This is a genomic window from Cupriavidus sp. C1SS-2L, assembly GCF_057073735.1.
In genome coordinates, this window is record NZ_CP172709.1 from 1644451 (window position 1) to 1663602 (window position 19152).

The following is a 19152-nucleotide window of genomic DNA, read 5'->3' on the forward strand; positions in this document are numbered from 1 at the left end:
CTGATGTATCCGCCAGGCTACCTCTGGCCGGTGGCTGTGCGCCAACGCATGACGAATGCACGGTATTCGGCGATGTCCAGATGCCGCGTCAGGTCCGCGTCGTTCGGGATCGGCCGCATGCCGGCGCCCAGTTGCGCGGCCAAATGTACGGCGGTAATGTCGCCGCCGACGTCACCGCGCACGGCATACAGCCCGGCGCGCTGTGCCATGAGCGCTTGTCCGCGCCGCGACAGCGTGTAGTCGACCCATAGCCGCGCCGCATTCGGGTGGCTCGCGCGCTGGCTGATGAGCTGGATGCGCAACAGCGCGAGCGTGTAGTCACTCAGGAAGGCCCAGCCGATGCCGGCGTCCTTGCGCGCCTGGCTAACCGTGTAGGCGCCGAGCACGTTGTAGGCAATCGTCATGCTGCCGCTGGCCACATGTCGCAGCATGGCGGCGGTGGTCGTCGCGTACCTGGCATCGACCCTGCCCAGGCCAGCGGCCATGTCCCAGAAGGCTGGCCATGCCCGGGCGTCCTGTGCGGCCAGCAGGAAGCCCAGGCCGGATCTTCAGCAGCGGCGCCGCGATCACTACGTCGATACTGACGGAGTATATGTTGCGGGGGAGGCCCGTGGCGAGGAGATTTGGGTCTCCAGTCCCCCGTCGCACCACCCCTACCGGACGTCCACCACCACCTTGACCCGCCCGGTGCCTGCCGCAACAACTTCATAGCCGGCTTCCGCCGTGCCGAGGCCGAAATGGCGCGGATCGACCACGGGTTTCAGCGCACCGGCTTCGGCCAGACGCGTGGCTTCACGCAGCATTTCACCGTGATGCGCGCGGTGTTTGCCGGTCAGCAAGGGATAAAGCGTAAACACCCCGGAATAGCTTGCCTCGCGAAACGACAGCGGAGCCAGCGCATGCGTGCCCCAGCCGAGTGCGCTGACAACGTGGCCGAAGTGCTTCACCGCGGCAAACGAGGTATCAAGCGTCGCACCGCCCACCGTATCGACAACCAGATCGAACCCTTCGCCCCCGGTGTGGGCCTCGACATAGGCTTCAACCGGCTGCGCACGGTAGTCGATCGGCGTGGCGCCGAGTTGCCGGACGAGATCGAGGTTCGCTTCGCTGGCGGTGGCGAACACTTCGGCACCAAGCGCGCGTGCCAGTTGCACCGCAATATGGCCCACGCCACCAGCGCCGCCCTGGACAAGGACGGTCTGACCAGCCTGCAGATGTGCGCGGTCGACGATGCCGGCGTAGGCGGTGATGAAGGCAAGCGGCAACGCGGCCGCCTCGCGCATCGACAGGTTCGCCGGTTTATGTGCGAGCAGCGCCGCATCGACAGCGGCGTATTGCGCGAGCGAACCCTGGATGCCGCCGACGCCACCGGTCATGCCGTAGACCTCGTCGCCGGGTTTGAACGCGCTGACGCCAGCGCCGACGGCCTCGACCGTGCCAGCCATGTCGATGCCGAGGACCAGTGGCAGCGGGTGCCGCGCATGCGCTGCGGCACCGGCGCGGATCTTGGTATCGAGAGGATTGAGGCCACTCGCCGCGATACGTACAAGTACCTGGCCCGGAGCGGCGTCAGGGCGCGGCACGGTGGTGAGTTCGAGGGGGCCGTTGTGCCGGGTCAGCACCAGTGCTTGCATGGACATCGTGATCTCCTTGGAAACAGTGAACAGTGGAGTCATCATGGTTCATGCGAATTTGCATGTAAATTGACAGAATTGAATAACCGTCAGTCAAATATGAATGAAAGGCTCGAGTGGAGCGATTTGCGCATCTTTCTGGCAATCGCGCGTGCCGGCACGCTCGGTGCCGCGGCGAGGAGGGTCGGCCTGACGCAGCCGACCATGGGCCGGCGCTTGCGCGCGCTGGAAGCGGCGGTCGGTTACATGCTGTTCCACCGTACCAGCGATGGCTTTGTCCTGACGCAGGAGGGCAGCGCCATACTGGCCTACGCGGAACGCATGGAAGACGAGGCGCTGGGTCTTGCTCGGGCGCTTGCAGGAAGCGATAACGCGCTGACGGGCCTGTTGCGCGTGACCTCGTCGGACTGGTTCGGTATTCATGTGCTGACACCGGTTTTTGCGCGCTTCCTGGCGCATCATCCGCGCGTTGCGCTGGAGTTAGTGACTGACGCCCGCCAGTACAGCCTCACTCGGCGCGAAGCCGATCTGGCGTTCCGCATCACGCCATTCGAGGAGCCGGATGTGATTCAGCGCACGGTGATGCACATGGACTACGCGCTGTACGGTCATGTTGACCTTGAAGTGCCGACCGCGGGCGATGGTGAAGGCATCGCACTCATCAGCATGGACACCGCCTTTGGCATGCTGCCCGATGTGGTATGGACTGCGCGCATGCTGCCACGCGCCCGCACGGTGTTCCGCAGCAACAACCGCGGTGTGCAGGCGCGCATGTGTGCGGAGCGCGGGGGCTTTGCGGTGCTGCCGTGCCCGCTTGGCGATGCCACACCCGGCCTGCGCCGCATCGATCTCGGCGAAGCGCCACCGGGGCGCGATGTCTGGATGGGTTGCCACCGTGACTTGCGGCGGCTCACGCGTCTGCAGGCGCTTATGGCAATGACGACGGAGTGCCTCGGGCTACCCTGACGGGACTACTCATCTGCAGCATCCCCGGCACGCGCCCAGCGCATCGGCAATGCCGCCTCGCGCCGCACGATCTTTTCGGGGAAGAAGCGCCACAGGCGCTCGGCGCCCTGAAACGCAGCGATCTCGGGGGAGTCGACGATGACCTCCACGCGGCCCGACATCTGCAGCAGTTCACCGGTGTCGAAGTCGGCAAACGTGACGCCGGCCGTCGGATTCACCATGAAATTGCCGAGCGTGTTGAAGAACAGGTTGCCGGCGAAATCCGGAATGGTGAGACCGCCATCTGCGTCAATCCGCACGAAGCCCGGTTCGCCGCCGCGATGCGACACGTCGACCTGCCGGCCGGCTTCAGGCCGGTCCGCGTAGGACGCCACGAAGAACGCATCCGCCGAGGCGATCAGCGCGCGAGCGCGCGAGTCCAGCGCGCCCATGGCCAGCGGGGCGATTGTGGTCTGCTCGGACGGATCGCGCGTGAAGCGGAACGCGCGTTGCTGGATGTAGCGCGGGCAGTTGCCGAAACTCTGCACCACGTCGATGCGCAAGTCCGCGCCGTCGCGGTCCGCTCGCCGCAGCACGCCATTCATGCGATTTCGCCGGCGCGTCATCAGGTCGATGCCGAGGAGGCCCAAAGGCTGGCCGTCTTCCATGCCTGCATCAGCCGGGTCGGCGGCTTCCCGTGGCAGGCGCAGCTCCAGGATGCGGGCATCGGGCGATTGCAGAAAACCCGGCCGCCCGGCGCGCAACGTTGCCCACACGCGCCCGTCCGGCGCCACGGTGCCGAGCACGACGAACGGCATCTGCGCGAAGAACTCGCGGTGCTGGTCCGGCATGTAGTCGCGCATCACGCGCCGGCCAACATCTTCCATCTTTGCCGCGACACCGACACGGGCTTGCAGCGCGAGTTCGCCCGCGTGCCAGGGGAGGCTGGGGTTTGTGGACATGTGCGGACTCCGGCGGACGAGGTAGCGTTTTCAGGCTTCGAGCCCGGCCGGGCTCTTCCTGAACTCGATAAAGCCAGGCAGCGCTTCCACGGCCGCAAGCCAGCGCCTGACATTGGCGTACTCCGCCAGGTCGACAAAGCCTTCCGGCGCGCGCGCGATATAGCTGTAGAGCGCCACGTCGGCAATCGTCGGCTGCGCCGCGGCGATCCATTCGCGGCCTTCGAGCGCGTCGTCCACGCGCTTGATGACCACGTGGGCACGGGCGATGACTTCCTCGCGGTTCAGCGGCGCGCCGAACACGGTGATCAGGCGCGCGGCGGCGGGGCCGAAGGCAATATCGCCCGCGGCCACGGACAGCCAGCGCTGCACGGCGGCGGCAGCGGCCGGCGCTTCAGGCAGCCAGTCGGTCCTGCCGAACTTGCGGGCCAGGTAGACCATGATCGCGTTGGAGTCCGGTACCACGGTGTCGCCGTCGACGAGGACCGGCACCTGCCCGAACGGATTGAGCTTGAGGAATTCGGGCGACTTGTGCTGGCGCCTGGCCAGGTCGACCTCGACAGGCTCGGCATGGACATCGATCAGCGACAGGAAGAGGCGGGCGCGATGCGAATGGCCGGACAGCGGGTGGTGGTAGATCTGCATGGAAGAAGCCCCTTTTGCGACGGTGATGGTGTGCGCCGCTGCCGGCCTGCATTCTTGCCGCCGGCGCGCGGGATGTTCTGCTGCAAACCATCTTAGGTGCGCGAACGGCCACGAGAAATGGCCTGTCCGTGAAGGGACTCTTCTGGAAACCAGAATAATGGGGCGTCAGTTGATGGTCTTGTCGGCGCGCAGCCGTTCGATCGCAAGATCAAGGAACGCGCGTACTTTCTGCACCGCGTGGCGCCCTTCGCGATGGATCACATGGATCGGAAGCGGCGCAGGTTCATAGTCGGCGAGCACAGTCTGTAATCGCCCATCCCGCAGTTCACCAGCGATCTGGTACGACAGCACCCGCGCCACGCCGAAGCCTGCCACTGCCGCGGCAATGGCGGAGTCATTGGTGGTGGTGGCCATGCGCGGGGCAATGCGCGTGAACACCGGTTGATCGTTGTGGTGAAAGCGCCATTCCGGCAGCGTGGAGATGCCGGTGGTCTGTATCAACGTGTGGTGGGCAAGGTCATCCGGTGTTCGCGGCACGCCATGGCGAGCGAGGTAGTCGGGCGATGCACACACCACGCGCCGCACGCGGCCGACCGGAACGGCCTGCAGCGACGAACTCGGCAACTCGCCGATGCGCACGCCGACGTCGATGCCCTCGTCGACAAAGTTGACCACGCGGTCCAGCAGCAGGCAGCTGACGCCGACCTCGGGATAGCGCCGCAGATATTCGACGACGATCGGCGTGACGTAGCGCGAGCCGAACAGGACCGATGCGGTCACCGACAACTGGCCGCGCGGCGCCGCATGCGTCCCCGTGACGGAAAGTTCGGCCTCTTCAATCTCGGCCAGAAGGCGTCGGCAATTTTCGAAGTAAGCGGTCCCGGTCTCAGTGGGCCGCACCAGCCGCGTGGTACGCGTCAGCAGCCGCACGCCAAGGTGGGCCTCCAGTTCCGTGATCACACGGCTCACGACGGACAACGATACATCGAGCTTGCGCGCAGCGGCCGTGAAGCCACCGGTCTCCACGACCGTGACGAAGGTCTTCATGGCCTGCAGCCGATCCACGCGTGCTCTCCGGGGTTGGTTTGTCGCGAGTATATCGGGATGCAGCAAAGGGGCCGTAGCCCCTCCTGTATTTGCAACTCAGGCGGCGTGCCGGTGCTTAGTGTTCGATCACCGGCGCATGGACCGGCGCAATCGAAGCGTGTGTCGTCGCCGTGCGCTGCGCCGCCTTGTGCACCATCGTGTAGGCATAGTCGATGCCCATGCCGTAGGCGCCCGAGTGTTCCTTGGCCACACCGATGACGGCGTCGTAGGTTTCGCGGTTCTTCCAGTCGCGTTGCCATTCCAGCATGACCTGTTGCCAGGTCACCGGTACCACGCCGGCCTGGATCATGCGTTGCATCGCATAGTCGTGCGCTTCCTTCGTCGTGCCGCCGGACGCGTCCGCCACCATGTAGATCTCGTAGTCGCCTTCCAGCATCGCGCTCAGCGCGAAGGTGGTGTTGCAGACCTCCGTCCACAGCCCGGCCACAACGATCTTCTTGCGGCCGTTCGCGGCGAGCGCGTCACGCACCTTCTGGTCATCCCACGAATTCATCGAGCTGCGTTCGAGCGTTTCCTTGCCCGGAAACACGTCGAGCAGTTCGGGATACGTGAAGCCCGAGAACGATTCGCTTTCGACCGTGGTGATGGTGGTCGGCACCTCGAAGATCTTCGCCGCCTTCGCCAGGCCCACGACATTGTTCTTCATGGTCTGGCGGTCCATCGACTGCACGCCGAACGCCATCTGCGGCTGATGGTCGATGATGATGAGCTGGCTATTGCGCGGGGTCAGGACTTGCAGCTTGGCGTTCGACATGGCGTCTCTCCTAAATGGAAAATTCAATTGGTTTGAACTTCAGATCTGGCGGGGTACTTGCTGTGCTCTTCGCCATGGGCAGAACTATAGCCAGGGTCGCCTCGAAGGAATGGTACCGTTGCTGTAATAGTTCATCAAAAAAATTGAATTATAGAAGGTGGCGTATGTGCCTCACGACCCCTCCCTCAGTTGGGGTGAATTTCGACGCGCTGGTGCCGACAAACCGTGGGGGCATTGCCTGCGCGCAATGTGCATCGATGCCGCGCCGGTGAAACAAGCCGCAGCCTCGGTCAGGTCGCCCCGGCGGCCCGGAAAACATCACCACGACGAGAACCAAAACTCAGGGATGGATAGCGACTACTACCGAGTACTCGGGGTTCGACGTGCGGCTTCACAGGCCGATATCCGCAATGCCTATCGCCGCCTGGCCATGCGTTGGCATCCGGACAGGAATCCCGACACGGTCGAGCGTGCGGAAGCGGTCTTCAAGTCGCTGCAGCAAGCCTATGCGGTGCTGAAAGACCCGGTGGCCCGCGCTGCCTACGACGCGCAAGTGGCACAGCCGAGGCGCAATGACGGCCCTCCGGCGGCGCCGGACACTGCGCACAACCCGGGTACACCGGGCGCGGACTACGTCTGCGAGACGACGATTCCGCTTGAAACAGCCGTTCTCGGAGGCATTGCGTTGACGAGAGTCAGCGAGTCTCCGGCCTGTGTGCACTGTTCGGGAAAGGGGCAACAGGCTTCGAGCTGCGCGACCTGTGAGGGCCGTGGTTCACTCGCCCGACGTTTCCGGCAGGTGCCATGCACTGACTGCAAGGGTGCGGGTCAGCGAACGCGTCGTTGCGATGCCTGCCGGGGGCTCGGGACGACCCGGGTGGCAAAGCTGCTGCGCGTCACGGTTCCCGCGCATACCAGAGATGGCACCGTGCTTCGCGCCAGGGGCCTCGGAGGGGAATCCGTCGACGGCGGGCCCAGGGGCAACCTGCTTTGCAAAGTCAGTATTCGTGCAGACCGCGTCTTCCGCATGGACGGACTGGATCTTCAGCGCGAACTGAAGATCGACTTCGTGGTTGCCATCCTGGGCGGACAGGTGCCGTTGATGCGCTTCCGGAACTCCCTGGTGGTGGAGGTGCCGCCAATGACGCGCAGTGGCGCGCTGATCCGCATAGCGGGGCAGGGGCTGCAGGATCCAAAGCGCCGGCGGTCTGGAGACCTCGTGCTGAAAGTCATGATCGATCTGCCGGCGAAGATGCGCATGCCCGACGAGCGGCAGCGCGCGGTGTTGCGCGAGATCGCTCGTGGATATTGATCGGGGGCGAGGCCGCTTGCCGTTGCCCCTCATCCTCCGGCTGTGCGCGACGTCTTACCAGCGTTCCATGTAAGGGCGCAGGTCCAGCTCAAAAGTCCAGGCATCGCGCGGCTGGCTATGCAGGTACCAGTAGTTCTCTGCGATGTGCTCGGGGTTCAGGATGCCATCCTGGTCCTTGAGCGCGTAGCGTTCGGGAAACGTATCGCGGATGAACGCGGTGTCGATGGCGCCGTCCACGACCACATGCGCGACGTGGATGTTTTGTGGGCCCAGCTCGCGGGCCATGCTTTGCGCCAGCGCGCGCAGCGCGTGTTTTGCCCCGGCAAACGCGGCAAAGTTTGCCGCACCGCGCAACGCGGCCGTGGCGCCCGTGAACAGGATGGTGCCCCGGCCGCGCGCGACCATCCGGCGGGCCGCCGCCTGGGCGTTGAGGAAGCCGCTGAAGCAGGCCATCTCCCAGATCTTGAAGTACTTGCGCGGAGTCTCTTCGAGGATGCTTGAAGGTACGTTGGCGCCAATGTTGAACACGAGAACCTCGACCGGCCCATGCTCGGATTCGATCTGCTCGAACAATGCCGCCACCGCGTCTTCCTTGCGCGCATCGCTGCCGTAGCCGAACGCCTGGCCGCCTTCGGCGCGAATACTGTCGACGAGTGGTTGCAGTTTGTCCGCGTCGCGGCGAGTGACGCAGGCGATATAGCCTTCGCGGGCAAAACGCCTGGCAATGGCCCCGCCAGTGGAATCGCCTGCGCCAATGACCAGGGCAACCTTGGGCTGCGATTGGCTGGATGTCATGGAGTCTCCTTTGGTCTACGTCCGTTTAGTGAACGAACGTTAAGTTACGGGTCGCGAGGTGTCAAGCAACTGGAGCCGGAAGCGATCAGCCTTTTGATTCGGTGGCGGTCGGGATTGTCTTGCCGAGGAAGCGGCGGCTGGCAGCCAGGATTTCCTTGCGCGTCTTTTCGCTTTCGACGGTGCGGGCCAGTACCAGCGCGCCGACCAGTTGGGCGATCAGGGCCCAGGCTGCGTCGCTGTCGCCCGTGCGCGCGCTCCAACTCTGTTGCGTATGCTTCAGGCCGCGCTCGACCTGTTGCCGCACGGCAGGGCCCGCGCGCGCGATTTCGGCACCCAGGGTCGGGAGGATGCAACCCACCTCCGGCGTGACTGCGTGAAACGAGCTCAGATAGTCCCGCACGCACTTTGCCACGTGGTTTTCCGGGGACTCCTTGTCGCCTGCCATCATGTCGCTGCTCTTCTGCATTTCGAGTTCGACGATGGCCTCGAACAATTCCTGCTTGGAACCGAAATGGCTGTAGAACGCACCGCCGGTCAACCCGATGGAGGACATCAGCGCGTCAACGCCCGTGGACGAGAATCCTCCCTTCTTGGCGATCGCGCTGCTCGCATCGAGCAGCTTCTTGCGGGTCTCTTCCTTGTGGGTCTTGGTGTAGCGCATGGCAGCGGACTGGCAGTTGACATCAACTGAACCATAGCATATCGTCCGTTAACTAAACGTACGTTAAATAAAAGGAGGATGACGTGACCAAGACGGTGGAGTTCTACTTCGATGTGGGCAGTCCGGCCTCCTACCTGGCCTGGACGCAGCTTCCCGTGCTCTGTGCGCAAGCCGGCGCGCAACTCGTCTACAAGCCGATGCTATTGGGCGGCGTGTTCCAGGCCACCGGCAATGCATCGCCGGCCGCGGTGCCGGCGAAGGGGCGCTACGTCTCGCACGACCTGGCCCGCTTTGCGCGGCGCTACGGCGTGCCGCTTGCGCGGAACCCGCACTTTCCCATCATCACGCTGATGCTCATGCGCGCGGCCACCGCGGTCCAGTTGCGCGAGCCGGAGCGGTTCGACCACTTCCTGTCCACGGTTTTCCAGGCCATCTGGGTGGATTCGCTCAACCTGAATGACATGGGGCTGACCGCGCAGACGCTCGCGCGCGGCGGGTTCGACGCAGGTCAGATCGAAGCGTGGGTCAGCGATCCCGAGATCAAGGCGGCGTTGAAGGCCACCACCGACGAGGCGCTGCAGCGTGGCGTCTTCGGCGCCCCGACGATGTTCGTCGGGCAGGAGATGTTCTTCGGACAGGACCGGCTGGACTTTGTACAGGAAGCCCTAGGCTGACCGACGTGTTGCGCCGGCCAGGCCTGCAACGCTTGCCGAACACCCGCTCGCCGCGCGTGCTCACCACTCTTGCCATCAGGCTCGGTGGTGAAGCGTCGTCGGCTTCAGGCAGACAGCTTGCCCATGGGAACATCCGCGTCGGCAAGTCGCTTCACATCTACCGGCTTGCTCTGCTCGATCAGCCTGCGCGCGAAACGGAGGTCGCGGGCGGCGTTGGCGCCCAGCGCGGCCTTGATGACATCGTCTTCGAGGTAGAACAGCGCGAAGCTGTTGTCTCCCGGCATGCCGCGCGTCACGATGCGGTGCGAGGGCAGGGGGACGCCATAGATCTGCAGGTTCATATCGTATTGATCAGACCAGAACCACGGCAGCGGCTGATAGACGACCGGCAGGCACAGCGCGGCGCGTGCCGCAGCGATACCTTGCTCCTGCGCGTTCTGCCACGATTCCAGCCGCATGCGGCGGCCAGCCCACGGGTTTGGCGTCACGGCGACATCGCCCGCGGCAAAGATGTCGGGGTCGGACGTGCAGCAGCGCTCGTCGACAATTATGCCGCCGTCGCAATCCAGCCCTGCGTCACGCGCCAGATCATCATTCGGCACCAGACCCACCCCCGCGACGATCGCATCGCAAGTTAGCGTGTCCCCATCGGCAAGCGTCAGGGCGGGCCGTCCGTCGGCGCCTCGGGCGATACCAGAGATATGAACGCCGAGTCTGATGTGCACGCCATGCGTGGCATGCAGCCCAAGCAGATGCTCCGAGATCTCCGGCGGCACGGAGCGTTCGCACAGCCGGCCTTGTGCCTCGATTACCGTCACCTCTGCGCCTCTCTGGCGCGCCGTGGCGGCGACTTCGAGTCCGATCCAGCCACCGCCGATCACGGCCACGCTGCGGCCCGGTCGAAACTCTTGTGCGAGCGACAGCGCGTCACCAATGGTCCGCAAGGTATGGACGCGGGCCCGATCCGCGCCCGGGACAGTGAGCGTGCGGGCGCGGCCGCCGGTGCACAGGATCAGCTTGTCGTAGGCCAGCGTCTTGCCATCCGTCATCTCCAGCCGTTTCGCATGGCGGTCGATGTGGTTCACCGGTATGTCCGGCCACCACTCCAGCCCGAGGGCCTCGAACGCGTCTGGCCTGAGCAACTGCGTGCTGGAAGGCTCCGCCTCTCCTGCAAGCACGGCTTTGGACAATGGCGGCCGCTCATACGGAGGATGGCTTTCATCACCAATCAGCACAAGCCTGCCTGTGAAGCCTTCGTTGCGCAGCGTCTGGGCGGCCCAGCCGCCGGCCTGGCCTGCGCCAACGATGACGATCGTGCTGGTCGGCACGTTAGCGGTCGCGCCGCGCGGTTGTTCGTCATGCATGCGGAGTTCCTCTGGTTCTGACGCAGGCGTGTTAACCGAGGTCCACGAAGACCTTGCCGCCCTCGATCCGCACGGGATAGATGCGGATGCCCTCGGTCAGCGGCGCGCACATGGCCGCTCCGTTGCGGATGTCGAACCTGCCCTGGTGAAGCGGGCACTCGATCTCGTGCCCCTCAAGAAAGCCTTCGCACAGGCGTGCGTGGCCGTGCGTGCAGATGTTGTCGGTCGCATAGACGTCGCCGTCCACGCTGTACAGCGCGATCTCCTTGCCTTGCACGGCCACGGCGATCACGTCGTCCTGCGGCACGCCGGATAGCGCCGCTGCCTCGATCCAGGTTTCGGTCATGAGGGCTCCTTGTCAGATGGGGTAGATCAGCGAGTTGAGGATCATCTCGCTGTCGAATATGCAGAGGCGTGACGCGAACTTCCAGCCTTCGGCCGTCCGTGCGATGGTGTCGAGATAGCGGCCGACGTTGTACACATCGCTCATCTGGTCGGGTTTGGTGCGCAGCACGGCATAGTTCGTCTCCGCGACGATCTTCTCGCCGGTGGCCTCGCGGATCAGAGGCGTCCCGACGATGTGGCGCTGATAGTAGGGATCGTGAAACAGCGTCTCGCGAATGCCATAGATGCGGTCCTTGAGCATGCCCTTGCCTTCGAGCGAGAGCGTGGCGAGTGGTAAGCCACGCTCGTGGTTCTCGCGGGGCTGGACGAGATAGAGGCAGTCGTCGGTGAAGAAGTCAGGCCAGCGGTCCCATTCGCCGCTGTCCACGACACTGGTGTAATCGGCGTGCAGCGTGAGCAGCGCGTAATAGTCAGTGAAGTTCATGGCGTCAGACCTCCATCACCTTGCGCCAGTAGGCGTACATGCCGCGGATCAGGGTTTCGGTGACCATGTGGTCGGTGTTCTCGGCGGTCTTGCCGCCAAGTTCGGCGATCACGCGATGCCATGGCTTTTGGGAGAAGCCTTCCTGCGAGCATTCGATCGCTTCGCCATCGTCGGCTGACACGAAGCCCGCCGGCCCGAACAGGTTGGCCTGGCGCAGGCGGCGCCGCGTCATCTCGTCCGTGTCGTCGTCAAAGCCGAAGTGCGTCCACACGAAGTCGAACGAGTCGGGGCCATTGGGCTGGATATGGCGCGTGGAAACCGAGTTGACCTGCTGCTGGAAGATCACGCTGGGGAAGACCGTCATCATCACCGCGGTGGGCTCGCCCCACCATGGCTCGTGGACGATGTCGAGGATGCGGTCATCGTTCAGCGCCATCTGGTCCTTGAAGCTGGAGACGCCCGAGGTCACGTCGCTTTTTCCGCCCTGGCCGCGCGTCGATACCATCGCCGCATGGCGGAACGCGTTATCCATCACCAGGCGCGACTTGTTGTCCGCGCGCCAGAGTCCGAACGTGACAAACCAGGTGTGGAGAAGGCCGGGGTGGTAGGGATCCTTGATGTTTTCCTGCATCAGCTTCCAGTTGCCCGGAATACGCTGCTTGTTGTAGCCGAGCACCTTCAGCTTGCGGCCATTGAAGAGTCGGTCGAAGTAGCCGAGGATGTCCGGCCCGAGATAGTCCTCGAGCGGCTGGACGTCGTGGTCGAACGAAGCGAACACGACACCGCCGCGCGTCGCCACCTTCAGTTGCGTCAACCCGTGCTCCTGCGGCTTGAAGTCGGCCGGCATGCCGCCATTGACCTTGCCGTCCTGCTTGACGCCCCGGCGCAGTGGCACACCTTGCAGGTTGCCCTTCAGGTCATAGTTCCACTGGTGGTACGGGCAATGGAAGTCCTTGCGGTTTCCGCTGCGTTCCCTGCAAAACTTCATGCCGCGATGAGCGCAGACGTTTTCGACGACGTTGATGTCGCCGTCCTGGTCGCGCACCAGGATGACGGACCGTTCCCCTACCGTGGTGCGCTTGAAGTCGCCGGCATTCGGAATCTCGGCCTCGAGCCCGACGTAGTTCCAGTGACCCTTATAGAAGCAGCGTTCGAGTTCACGCCGGTACAACTGGGCGTCCGTGTAGACGCGGAAGGGGATGCGGCTGATGCTGTCGTCAGCCCACACCGGACCAGCCTGGGACGAGTCGGTTCGCATGGTTGTCTCCGTATTGCTTTCCGTATGCGAAGGATCATGGAGCGCCGTGCAAAATAAACCAATAGAATCCGGTCTATAGTCAATATTCACAGAATCAATAAGACTTCCATGGAGCTGAGAGACGTCGATCTGAACCTGCTGGTTGTGTTTGAACAGTTGCTGCGGCAGGGCACCGTTTCTGGCGCCGCCAAGGCCATGAACCTCAGCCAGCCGGCCGTGAGCAATGCACTGGCCCGCTTGCGCACGCTGTTGGGGGATCAGTTATTTGTGCGAAGCAGCAAGGGGATGCTGCCAACGCCGCTCGCGCTGGAGTTGGCTGAGCCCATCAGCTTTGCGCTGGAGTCACTGCAGGCGACGCTGAGCCAGAAGCGCAGCTTCGACCCCGAGCACAGCACTCGCGCGTTCCGTGTCGCGATGACCGATATCGGCGAGGTTCATTTCATTCCGCCCTTGATGGGTGCGCTGGGACAACGCGCACCTGGCGTGACGCTGGCGACCGTGCGCAATACGGCGGTGGACCTCGCGGCGGACATGAGTCAGGGGAAGATCGATCTGGCGGTCGGCCATCTTCCTGAACTCGGCAGCGGGTTCTTTCAACGGCGCCTGTTCCGACAGCGCTATGTTTGCCTGTTCCGCCCCGGGCATGCGCTGGACAAGAAGAAGATCAGCATGCGGGACTTCGAAGCGGCGGAACACGTGGTGGTGACGGCAGCGGGCACAGGGCACGCCCGGGTTGACGAGCTTCTTGCCGAAGCGGGCGTGAACCGGCGGGTTCGCCTGCACGTCCCGCATTTCGTGGCGCTGGCGGACATCATCGCCACCACCGATCTGGTAGCCACGGTGACCTGGACCTTTGCGGAACGATGTGCCCGGTACTTCGGGCTTAAATATGTCAGTCACCCGTTTGCGCTGCCCGAGATACAGATCAATCTGTTCTGGCATGCCAGGTACCATCACGACCCGGCAAACCAGTGGCTGCGCAATCAGTTTGTCGAACTGTTCGCGGATTAGAGATGGAAAAGCGGCAGGCAGCCAGCTGAGACGCTGGCTGGCTGCCGCCCGGGGTTACTCCGTTCCCTTCAGCTCGATCAGCAGATCCTTCGCCGACACCCGGTCACCAGACTTCACATGCACGGCCGCGATCTCACAGTCGCGCTCAGCCGCGATGTGGGTTTCCATCTTCATGGCTTCCAACGCAATCAGCGTCGTGCCCGCCGCCACGCGTTGGCCCGGCTGGACCGCTACGGTCACGATCGAGCCTGGCATCGGCGCGGCGATATGCAGCGGATTCTCAGGGTCCGCAACCGGACGGCTGTGGCGTGACGTACCGGCCTGCACGGTGCTGCGCTGCTCGATCACCGCCGTGCGCGACTGCCCGTTCAGTTCGAACTGGACCTTGATGTTGCCCTCTTCCGCGTCGGCATGCGTGCCCTGCAGCGATACCAGCAGCGTCTTGCCCGGCTCGATGTCGATGCCCACTTCTTCCTGTGGCTGCAGGCCGTACAGGAAGGCCGGCGTCGGCACCACCGAGGTATCGCTGTAGGTGCGCACGTGCGCGTGATAAGCAACGGCCTGCTTGGGATACATCAGGTACGACGCCAGCTGGCGGTCGTCGACAGGCTGTTCGCACGCCGCGCTGGCTTCGGCGCGCGCTGCCTCGAGGTCAACCGCCGGAATCTGGTCGCCCGGGCGGTAAGGTGCGGGCGGCTCGCCGCGCAGCACCTTGCGCGACAGTTCCGCGGGGAAGCCGTCGGGCGGGAAGCCCAGCTCGCCCTTGAACAGCGAGACCACCGATTCGGGGAAGGCAACTTCGCGGGCCGGATCGCAGACGTCGGCTGCGCTCATGTCGTTGGCGACCATCATCAGCGCCATGTCGCCGACTACCTTTGAAGTCGGCGTCACCTTCACGATATCGCCGAACATCTTGTTGACGTCTGCGTACGCGCGCGACACCTCGGTCCAGCGATGCTCGATACCGAGCGAACGTGCCTGCTCGCGCAGGTTGGTGTACTGGCCGCCGGGCATTTCGTGGCGGTAGACATCGGCGGTACCCGCGCGGATTTCCGACTCGAACGGCGCGTAGTAGCGACGCACGCCTTCCCAGTACATCGACGCCTCGTGCAGCCGCTCCAGGCTGAGCCCCGGGTCGCGCTCGCTGCCGGCCAGCGCCGCCGCGATGCTAGACAGGTTCGGTTGCGACGTCAGTCCGCTCATGGCATCGAGCGCACCATCCACTGCATCGCAGCCTGCCTCGATGGCGGCCAGCGCGGACGCGGCCGAGATGCCGCTGGTGTCGTGGGTATGGAAGTGCACGGGCAGGCCGGTCTCTTCCTTGAGCGCCTTGACCAGCGCGGCCGCCGCTTGCGGACGGCAGATGCCGGCCATGTCCTTGATGCCCAGCACATGCACGCCGGCCTGCTTCAGCTCGCGCGCGATGCCGACGTAGTACTTCAGGTCGTACTTGGGACGGGAGCCGTCGAAGACGTCGCCGGTGTAGCAGATCGCGCCTTCGCATAGCGCGCCGCTTTCGCCCACGGCATCGATGGCCACGCGCATATTGCGCACCCAGTTCAGGGAATCGAACACGCGGAACACGTCCACGCCGGCGCTGGCGGCCTGGCGCACGAAGAACTTCACCACGTTGTCCGCGTAGTTGGTGTAGCCGACCGCGTTCGAGCCGCGCAACAGCATCTGGAACAGGATGTTCGGCACCCGCTCGCGCAGTTGCTCGAGACGCTGCCACGGGTCTTCCTTGAGGAAGCGCAGCGCCACATCGAACGTCGCGCCACCCCAGCACTCCATCGAGAACAGCTGCGGCAGTTCGCGCGCGTAGAACGGCGCGATCGGCAGCATGTCGGCGGTGCGCATGCGCGTGGCGAACAGCGACTGGTGCGCATCGCGCATGGTGGTGTCGGTCAGCAGCACCCGCTTCTGCTCGAGCATCCATTGCGAGAACTTCTCTGCACCAAGCTCGCGCAGCAGATCGCGCGTGCCGGTCGGCACCGGGCTCGTTGCGTCTACCGAGGGAAGCACCGGTGCGGGCAGTGGCAAGGACGGCAGCGAGCGGCCCGCCATTTCTGGATGGCCATTGACGCAGACATCGCCGAGATAGTGCAGCAGCTTGGTCGCGCGATCCTGCCGCTTGGTGAACGCCAGCAGTTCGGGCGTCTTGTCGATAAAGCGCGTGGTGACGTCACCGGCCTTGAACGATGGGTGGTTGATGACGTTCTCGAGGAACTGCAGGTTGGACGCGACGCCGCGGATGCGGAACTCGCGCAGCGCGCGGTCCATGCGCCGGATCGACTCGGGAGCAGTGGGCGCCCAGGTCGTGACCTTGACCAGCAGCGAATCGTAGTAGGGCGTGATCACCGCGCCGCCGTAGGCGGTGCCGGCATCGAGCCGCACGCCGAAGCCTGCGGCGCTGCGATACGCGGACAGGCGGCCATAGTCGGGCAGGAAGCCGTTCTCAGGGTCCTCTGTGGTGATCCGGCATTGCAAGGCATGCCCGTTCAGCGAAATCCCCGACTGTTCCGGCACACCCGCAGCGCGCACCACGATCTTGCCCTCAGCGTCGCGCGTGTTCTCGGTCATGCCGATATGGCCGCCTTCAGTGATGCGGATCTGCGCCTTGACGATATCGACGCCGGTGACCATCTCGGTGACCGTGTGCTCGACCTGGATGCGCGGATTGACTTCGATGAAGTAGAACTGGCCGGAGTCGGCATCCATCAGGAATTCGATCGTGCCCGCATGCGTGTAGCCGACCGCGCGCATCAGCCGCATCGCCGCGTCGCACAGTGCTGCGCGACCGGCGGCGTCGAGGTATGGCGCAGGCGCGCGCTCCACCACCTTCTGGTTGCGCCGCTGCACGGTACAATCGCGCTCGTACAGGTGCACCAGGTTGCCATGCGTATCGCCGAGCGCCTGCACTTCGACGTGGCGCGCATTGCGTACCAGTTTCTCGACATAGACCTCATCGTTGCCGAACGCAGCCAGCGCCTCCCGCCTTGCCGCCGGCAGCAACGTTTCGAGATCCTGTTCATTCTCCAGCATACGCATGCCGCGTCCGCCGCCACCCCAGCTCGCCTTGAGCATTAGCGGATAGCCGATGCCGGCTGCCAGGCGCTTGCACTCGTCCAGATCTTGCGGCAACGGGTCGGTGGCCGGCATCACCGGCACGCCCGCCTCGATCGCGGCATTGCGCGCCGCGACCTTGTTGCCGAGCTTGCGCATGACATCGGGCGACGGGCCGATCCAGCGGATACCGGCATCCATCACGGCCTGCGCGAAATCAGGGTTCTCCGAGAGGAAGCCGTAGCCCGGGTGAATGGCGTCGACCTTCGCCTGGCGCGCAATGCGCAAGATGTCGTCGATATCGAGGTAGGCCGCCAGCGGCTTCTTGCCCTCGCCGACAAGGTAGCTTTCATCGGCCTTGAAGCGATGGAGCGCGAGCCGGTCTTCCTTCGAATAGATCGCAACCGTGCGGATGTTCATCTCGGCGGCGGCGCGCATCACGCGAATCGCGATTTCGGATCGGTTGGCAATCAGCAGGGATTTGATTGGGGTGTAGTTCATAGCGCACAAAGGAAGGGTCGGCCAGGGTTCAGGTGGCCCTCATGGTCAATCGGGTGCGGTGGTCTCCGCCATTGGGTCGAATAAGCGGAGGTTGGTCGGGGCATAGCGCAAGAAGCAGGCCAAGGCCTGCTGTCATCACAGCTCTTTGATTTTTATAGAACTTTTTTGGAGGGATGGGATCGGGTGTTTCGCTAATGAAATGCAAGATTTCACTGGTGAAATTGAACGGCCATCAGGCGGCCGTTCCATACGCTTAGAGGCGAGGCAGGAGATGGCGCCCGATAGGCCGCGTGATGTCGCCTAATACCCTGTCCGCACAATCCGAGGCAGTCGTGGATCGTCCGTCTTCAGTGTTCCTCATTGCACCCATTTCACAGTGCTGCCAGAAATGTGCTGCCGGCTCGAAGCGCGCGCGGCAAACGCGAAGAGCAACGCTGAACTGATCCCGAGTACGTCGGTTGCCAGCAAGATATGAGTGATGGGCATTGGCATGCCGCGCGCACCGAAGTCGTCGATCGCCCAGCCAACCGCCAGATTGCCGATGGCGATCGCAAACACGTTGATGCAGAGCATCGAGAAGCCCGAGATGGTCGATCGGGTCTGCTGCGGAACCATGCTCACGATCGCTGCGTTCACAGGACCATACAGTGCCAGCGGCAGGAAGAAGCCCGCACACATCCCGACATAGAAGATGACGGAGCCAGGGGCGGCGAAGCGGTAGGCAATCATCGGCGCCGAGCAAAGCGCGACGAGCAGGGCCATCAATGTCGCCTGCGAACCCGGCAGGCGGCGGCCCAACCGGTCGCCCAGCACACCACCCACCACGGAGCCAAGCGTGCCGAACAGGAGTTGCAGCATGCCGATGTTCGTGGCGATACCGGTAGCATCCATGCCCCGCTCCCTTGCCAGCCACAGTTGCGTGAACGCGAGCCCGGCGAAGAGCATGTGTACGAGCACGAAGCCGGCGATGATGAGGCGCAGCGAAGGGCGTTCGCGCAAGACGGCCATGATACTGGCCACTTGTCGCACGAAAGGCGCGCCGCGCTCCTGATGTGCCTGTTGATCGCGCTCGTCTTTCAGGAACGCCAGCACGATGGCAATGCCCACGCCGATGGCGCCCAGCACGTAGAAGGTGTTGCGCCAGCCGTGCGATGCGCCGAGCGTGCCGGCCAGCAGGAAGCTGCAACCGATTCCCATTGGGATGCCCATGAAGAACACACCCATGGCTGAGCTGCGGCGCTTCTCCGAAAACAACTCTGCCAGCAAGCCGACGGCGGCGGGCACCAGGGCGGCTTCGCCGCTCGCAACGAAGAAACGCGCCATGACCATTTGCTCGAAGCTTTCCGCATGGCCCGATGCCCATGTGCAGGCACTCCACACGAGCACGCCCGCAGCGATGACGCGCGTACGGCTGAACCGGTCGGCAAGCGCACCCATGAACAACGCCATGACGCCAAAGCTGAGCACCCAGACTGCGCCAACCAGGAAGCCATATTGCGCATTGCTGAGCGCCAGGTCAGTGGTGATCTGCGGCGAGAAACCCAGCAGCATATTTCTGTCGATATGCGCCAGCAGGTGGATCGCGAGCAGGCCGGTGAGCACGGCAGAGGGGCGGTCTTTCCACGACATCGTTGTCTCCA

At 64.1% G+C, this 19152-nt stretch carries 18 protein-coding genes; 4 read left to right on the top strand and 14 right to left on the bottom strand.

Going from position 1 to position 19152, the window contains the following annotated elements; all coding sequences use genetic code 11:
- Nucleotides 1-17 precede the first annotated feature (17 nt).
- Nucleotides 18-485: an ABC transporter substrate-binding protein gene (locus ACIGJG_RS25255; protein WP_011300847.1), complete on the bottom strand. Its 468-nt coding sequence runs from the start codon at nt 483-485 to the stop codon at nt 18-20.
- Between the two features lie 168 nt (nt 486-653).
- A complete protein-coding gene (locus ACIGJG_RS25260; protein ID WP_011300846.1) occupies nt 654-1640 on the bottom strand; it encodes a zinc-dependent alcohol dehydrogenase family protein in 987 nt (328 codons plus the stop codon).
- 93 nt (nt 1641-1733) lie between these two features.
- On the opposite strand from ACIGJG_RS25260, the gene ACIGJG_RS25265 reads away from it, so the two are divergent.
- A complete protein-coding gene (locus tag ACIGJG_RS25265; protein WP_483673173.1) occupies nt 1734-2600 on the top strand; it encodes a LysR family transcriptional regulator in 867 nt (288 codons plus the stop codon).
- Between the two features lie 5 nt (nt 2601-2605).
- Here ACIGJG_RS25265 and ACIGJG_RS25270 read toward each other — a convergent pair whose 3' ends face one another.
- The 4 genes from ACIGJG_RS25270 to ACIGJG_RS25285 form a co-directional block, all read right to left on the bottom strand.
- Nucleotides 2606-3541: a pyridoxamine 5'-phosphate oxidase family protein gene (locus ACIGJG_RS25270; RefSeq protein WP_140953260.1), complete on the bottom strand. Its 936-nt coding sequence runs from the start codon at nt 3539-3541 to the stop codon at nt 2606-2608.
- A 30-nt stretch (nt 3542-3571) separates the two neighbouring features.
- Nucleotides 3572-4183 (bottom strand): glutathione S-transferase family protein, encoded by a 612-nt coding sequence (locus tag ACIGJG_RS25275; RefSeq protein WP_011300843.1) that lies wholly within the window; start codon nt 4181-4183, stop codon nt 3572-3574.
- Nucleotides 4184-4348: 165 nt separating this feature from the next.
- On the bottom strand, nt 4349-5248 hold the full coding sequence (locus ACIGJG_RS25280) for a LysR family transcriptional regulator (protein ID WP_011300842.1): 900 nt from the start codon (nt 5246-5248) through the stop codon (nt 4349-4351).
- Nucleotides 5249-5345: 97 nt separating this feature from the next.
- Nucleotides 5346-6044, bottom strand: coding sequence for a hydrolase (locus tag ACIGJG_RS25285; RefSeq protein ID WP_011300841.1), 699 nt, complete (start codon nt 6042-6044; stop codon nt 5346-5348).
- A 346-nt stretch (nt 6045-6390) separates the two neighbouring features.
- On the opposite strand from ACIGJG_RS25285, the gene ACIGJG_RS25290 reads away from it, so the two are divergent.
- Nucleotides 6391-7356 (top strand): DnaJ C-terminal domain-containing protein, encoded by a 966-nt coding sequence (locus tag ACIGJG_RS25290; protein WP_011300840.1) that lies wholly within the window; start codon nt 6391-6393, stop codon nt 7354-7356.
- Nucleotides 7357-7410: 54 nt separating this feature from the next.
- Here the strand turns inward: ACIGJG_RS25290 and ACIGJG_RS25295 are convergent, their stop codons facing one another.
- Both ACIGJG_RS25295 and ACIGJG_RS25300 read right to left on the bottom strand, forming a co-directional pair.
- Nucleotides 7411-8151: an SDR family oxidoreductase gene (locus ACIGJG_RS25295; protein WP_011300839.1), complete on the bottom strand. Its 741-nt coding sequence runs from the start codon at nt 8149-8151 to the stop codon at nt 7411-7413.
- 85 nt (nt 8152-8236) lie between these two features.
- Nucleotides 8237-8812: a TetR/AcrR family transcriptional regulator gene (locus tag ACIGJG_RS25300; protein ID WP_011300838.1), complete on the bottom strand. Its 576-nt coding sequence runs from the start codon at nt 8810-8812 to the stop codon at nt 8237-8239.
- Nucleotides 8813-8895: 83 nt separating this feature from the next.
- On the opposite strand from ACIGJG_RS25300, the gene ACIGJG_RS25305 reads away from it, so the two are divergent.
- The gene (locus tag ACIGJG_RS25305) at nt 8896-9486 is read left to right on the top strand and encodes a 2-hydroxychromene-2-carboxylate isomerase (RefSeq protein ID WP_011300837.1); all 591 of its coding nucleotides are present in this window, start codon (nt 8896-8898) and stop codon (nt 9484-9486) included.
- Between the two features lie 104 nt (nt 9487-9590).
- Here the strand turns inward: ACIGJG_RS25305 and ACIGJG_RS25310 are convergent, their stop codons facing one another.
- From ACIGJG_RS25310 to ACIGJG_RS25325, 4 genes are read right to left on the bottom strand one after another with little or no spacing between them, the layout of a single operon-like run.
- Nucleotides 9591-10850, bottom strand: coding sequence for an NAD(P)/FAD-dependent oxidoreductase (locus ACIGJG_RS25310; RefSeq protein ID WP_011300836.1), 1260 nt, complete (start codon nt 10848-10850; stop codon nt 9591-9593).
- Nucleotides 10851-10881: 31 nt separating this feature from the next.
- Nucleotides 10882-11196, bottom strand: coding sequence for a non-heme iron oxygenase ferredoxin subunit (locus tag ACIGJG_RS25315; RefSeq protein ID WP_011300835.1), 315 nt, complete (start codon nt 11194-11196; stop codon nt 10882-10884).
- A 12-nt stretch (nt 11197-11208) separates the two neighbouring features.
- The gene (locus ACIGJG_RS25320; RefSeq protein WP_011300834.1) at nt 11209-11679 is read right to left on the bottom strand and encodes an aromatic-ring-hydroxylating dioxygenase subunit beta; all 471 of its coding nucleotides are present in this window, start codon (nt 11677-11679) and stop codon (nt 11209-11211) included.
- Between the two features lie 4 nt (nt 11680-11683).
- Complete coding sequence (locus ACIGJG_RS25325; protein ID WP_011300833.1) at nt 11684-12937, bottom strand: aromatic ring-hydroxylating dioxygenase subunit alpha; 1254 nt, start codon at nt 12935-12937, stop codon at nt 11684-11686.
- Between the two features lie 108 nt (nt 12938-13045).
- On the opposite strand from ACIGJG_RS25325, the gene ACIGJG_RS25330 reads away from it, so the two are divergent.
- Nucleotides 13046-13948 carry a LysR family transcriptional regulator gene (locus ACIGJG_RS25330; protein WP_011300832.1) on the top strand — a complete coding sequence of 301 codons (903 nt, stop codon included), beginning with the start codon at nt 13046-13048 and terminating at the stop codon, nt 13946-13948.
- 54 nt (nt 13949-14002) lie between these two features.
- Here ACIGJG_RS25330 and ACIGJG_RS25335 read toward each other — a convergent pair whose 3' ends face one another.
- Together ACIGJG_RS25335 and ACIGJG_RS25340 are read right to left on the bottom strand one after the other, a co-directional pair.
- On the bottom strand, nt 14003-17512 hold the full coding sequence (locus ACIGJG_RS25335; protein ID WP_011300831.1) for a pyruvate carboxylase: 3510 nt from the start codon (nt 17510-17512) through the stop codon (nt 14003-14005).
- 357 nt (nt 17513-17869) lie between these two features.
- Nucleotides 17870-19141, bottom strand: coding sequence for an MFS transporter (locus ACIGJG_RS25340; protein ID WP_011300830.1), 1272 nt, complete (start codon nt 19139-19141; stop codon nt 17870-17872).
- Nucleotides 19142-19152 lie beyond the last annotated feature (11 nt).

Coding starts and splice junctions, on each gene's coding strand:
- ACIGJG_RS25255 (WP_011300847.1), bottom strand. CDS start 485: ATGGCCGCTGGCCTGGGCAGGGTCGATGCCAGGTACGCGACGACCACC.
- ACIGJG_RS25260 (WP_011300846.1), bottom strand. CDS start 1,640: ATGTCCATGCAAGCACTGGTGCTGACCCGGCACAACGGCCCCCTCGAA.
- ACIGJG_RS25265 (WP_483673173.1), top strand. CDS start 1,734: ATGAATGAAAGGCTCGAGTGGAGCGATTTGCGCATCTTTCTGGCAATC.
- ACIGJG_RS25270 (WP_140953260.1), bottom strand. CDS start 3,541: ATGTCCACAAACCCCAGCCTCCCCTGGCACGCGGGCGAACTCGCGCTG.
- ACIGJG_RS25275 (WP_011300843.1), bottom strand. CDS start 4,183: ATGCAGATCTACCACCACCCGCTGTCCGGCCATTCGCATCGCGCCCGC.
- ACIGJG_RS25285 (WP_011300841.1), bottom strand. CDS start 6,044: ATGTCGAACGCCAAGCTGCAAGTCCTGACCCCGCGCAATAGCCAGCTC.
- ACIGJG_RS25290 (WP_011300840.1), top strand. CDS start 6,391: ATGGATAGCGACTACTACCGAGTACTCGGGGTTCGACGTGCGGCTTCA.
- ACIGJG_RS25295 (WP_011300839.1), bottom strand. CDS start 8,151: ATGACATCCAGCCAATCGCAGCCCAAGGTTGCCCTGGTCATTGGCGCA.
- ACIGJG_RS25300 (WP_011300838.1), bottom strand. CDS start 8,812: ATGCGCTACACCAAGACCCACAAGGAAGAGACCCGCAAGAAGCTGCTC.
- ACIGJG_RS25310 (WP_011300836.1), bottom strand. CDS start 10,850: ATGCATGACGAACAACCGCGCGGCGCGACCGCTAACGTGCCGACCAGC.
- ACIGJG_RS25315 (WP_011300835.1), bottom strand. CDS start 11,196: ATGACCGAAACCTGGATCGAGGCAGCGGCGCTATCCGGCGTGCCGCAG.
- ACIGJG_RS25320 (WP_011300834.1), bottom strand. CDS start 11,679: ATGAACTTCACTGACTATTACGCGCTGCTCACGCTGCACGCCGATTAC.
- ACIGJG_RS25325 (WP_011300833.1), bottom strand. CDS start 12,937: ATGCGAACCGACTCGTCCCAGGCTGGTCCGGTGTGGGCTGACGACAGC.
- ACIGJG_RS25330 (WP_011300832.1), top strand. CDS start 13,046: ATGGAGCTGAGAGACGTCGATCTGAACCTGCTGGTTGTGTTTGAACAG.
- ACIGJG_RS25335 (WP_011300831.1), bottom strand. CDS start 17,512: ATGAACTACACCCCAATCAAATCCCTGCTGATTGCCAACCGATCCGAA.
- ACIGJG_RS25340 (WP_011300830.1), bottom strand. CDS start 19,141: ATGTCGTGGAAAGACCGCCCCTCTGCCGTGCTCACCGGCCTGCTCGCG.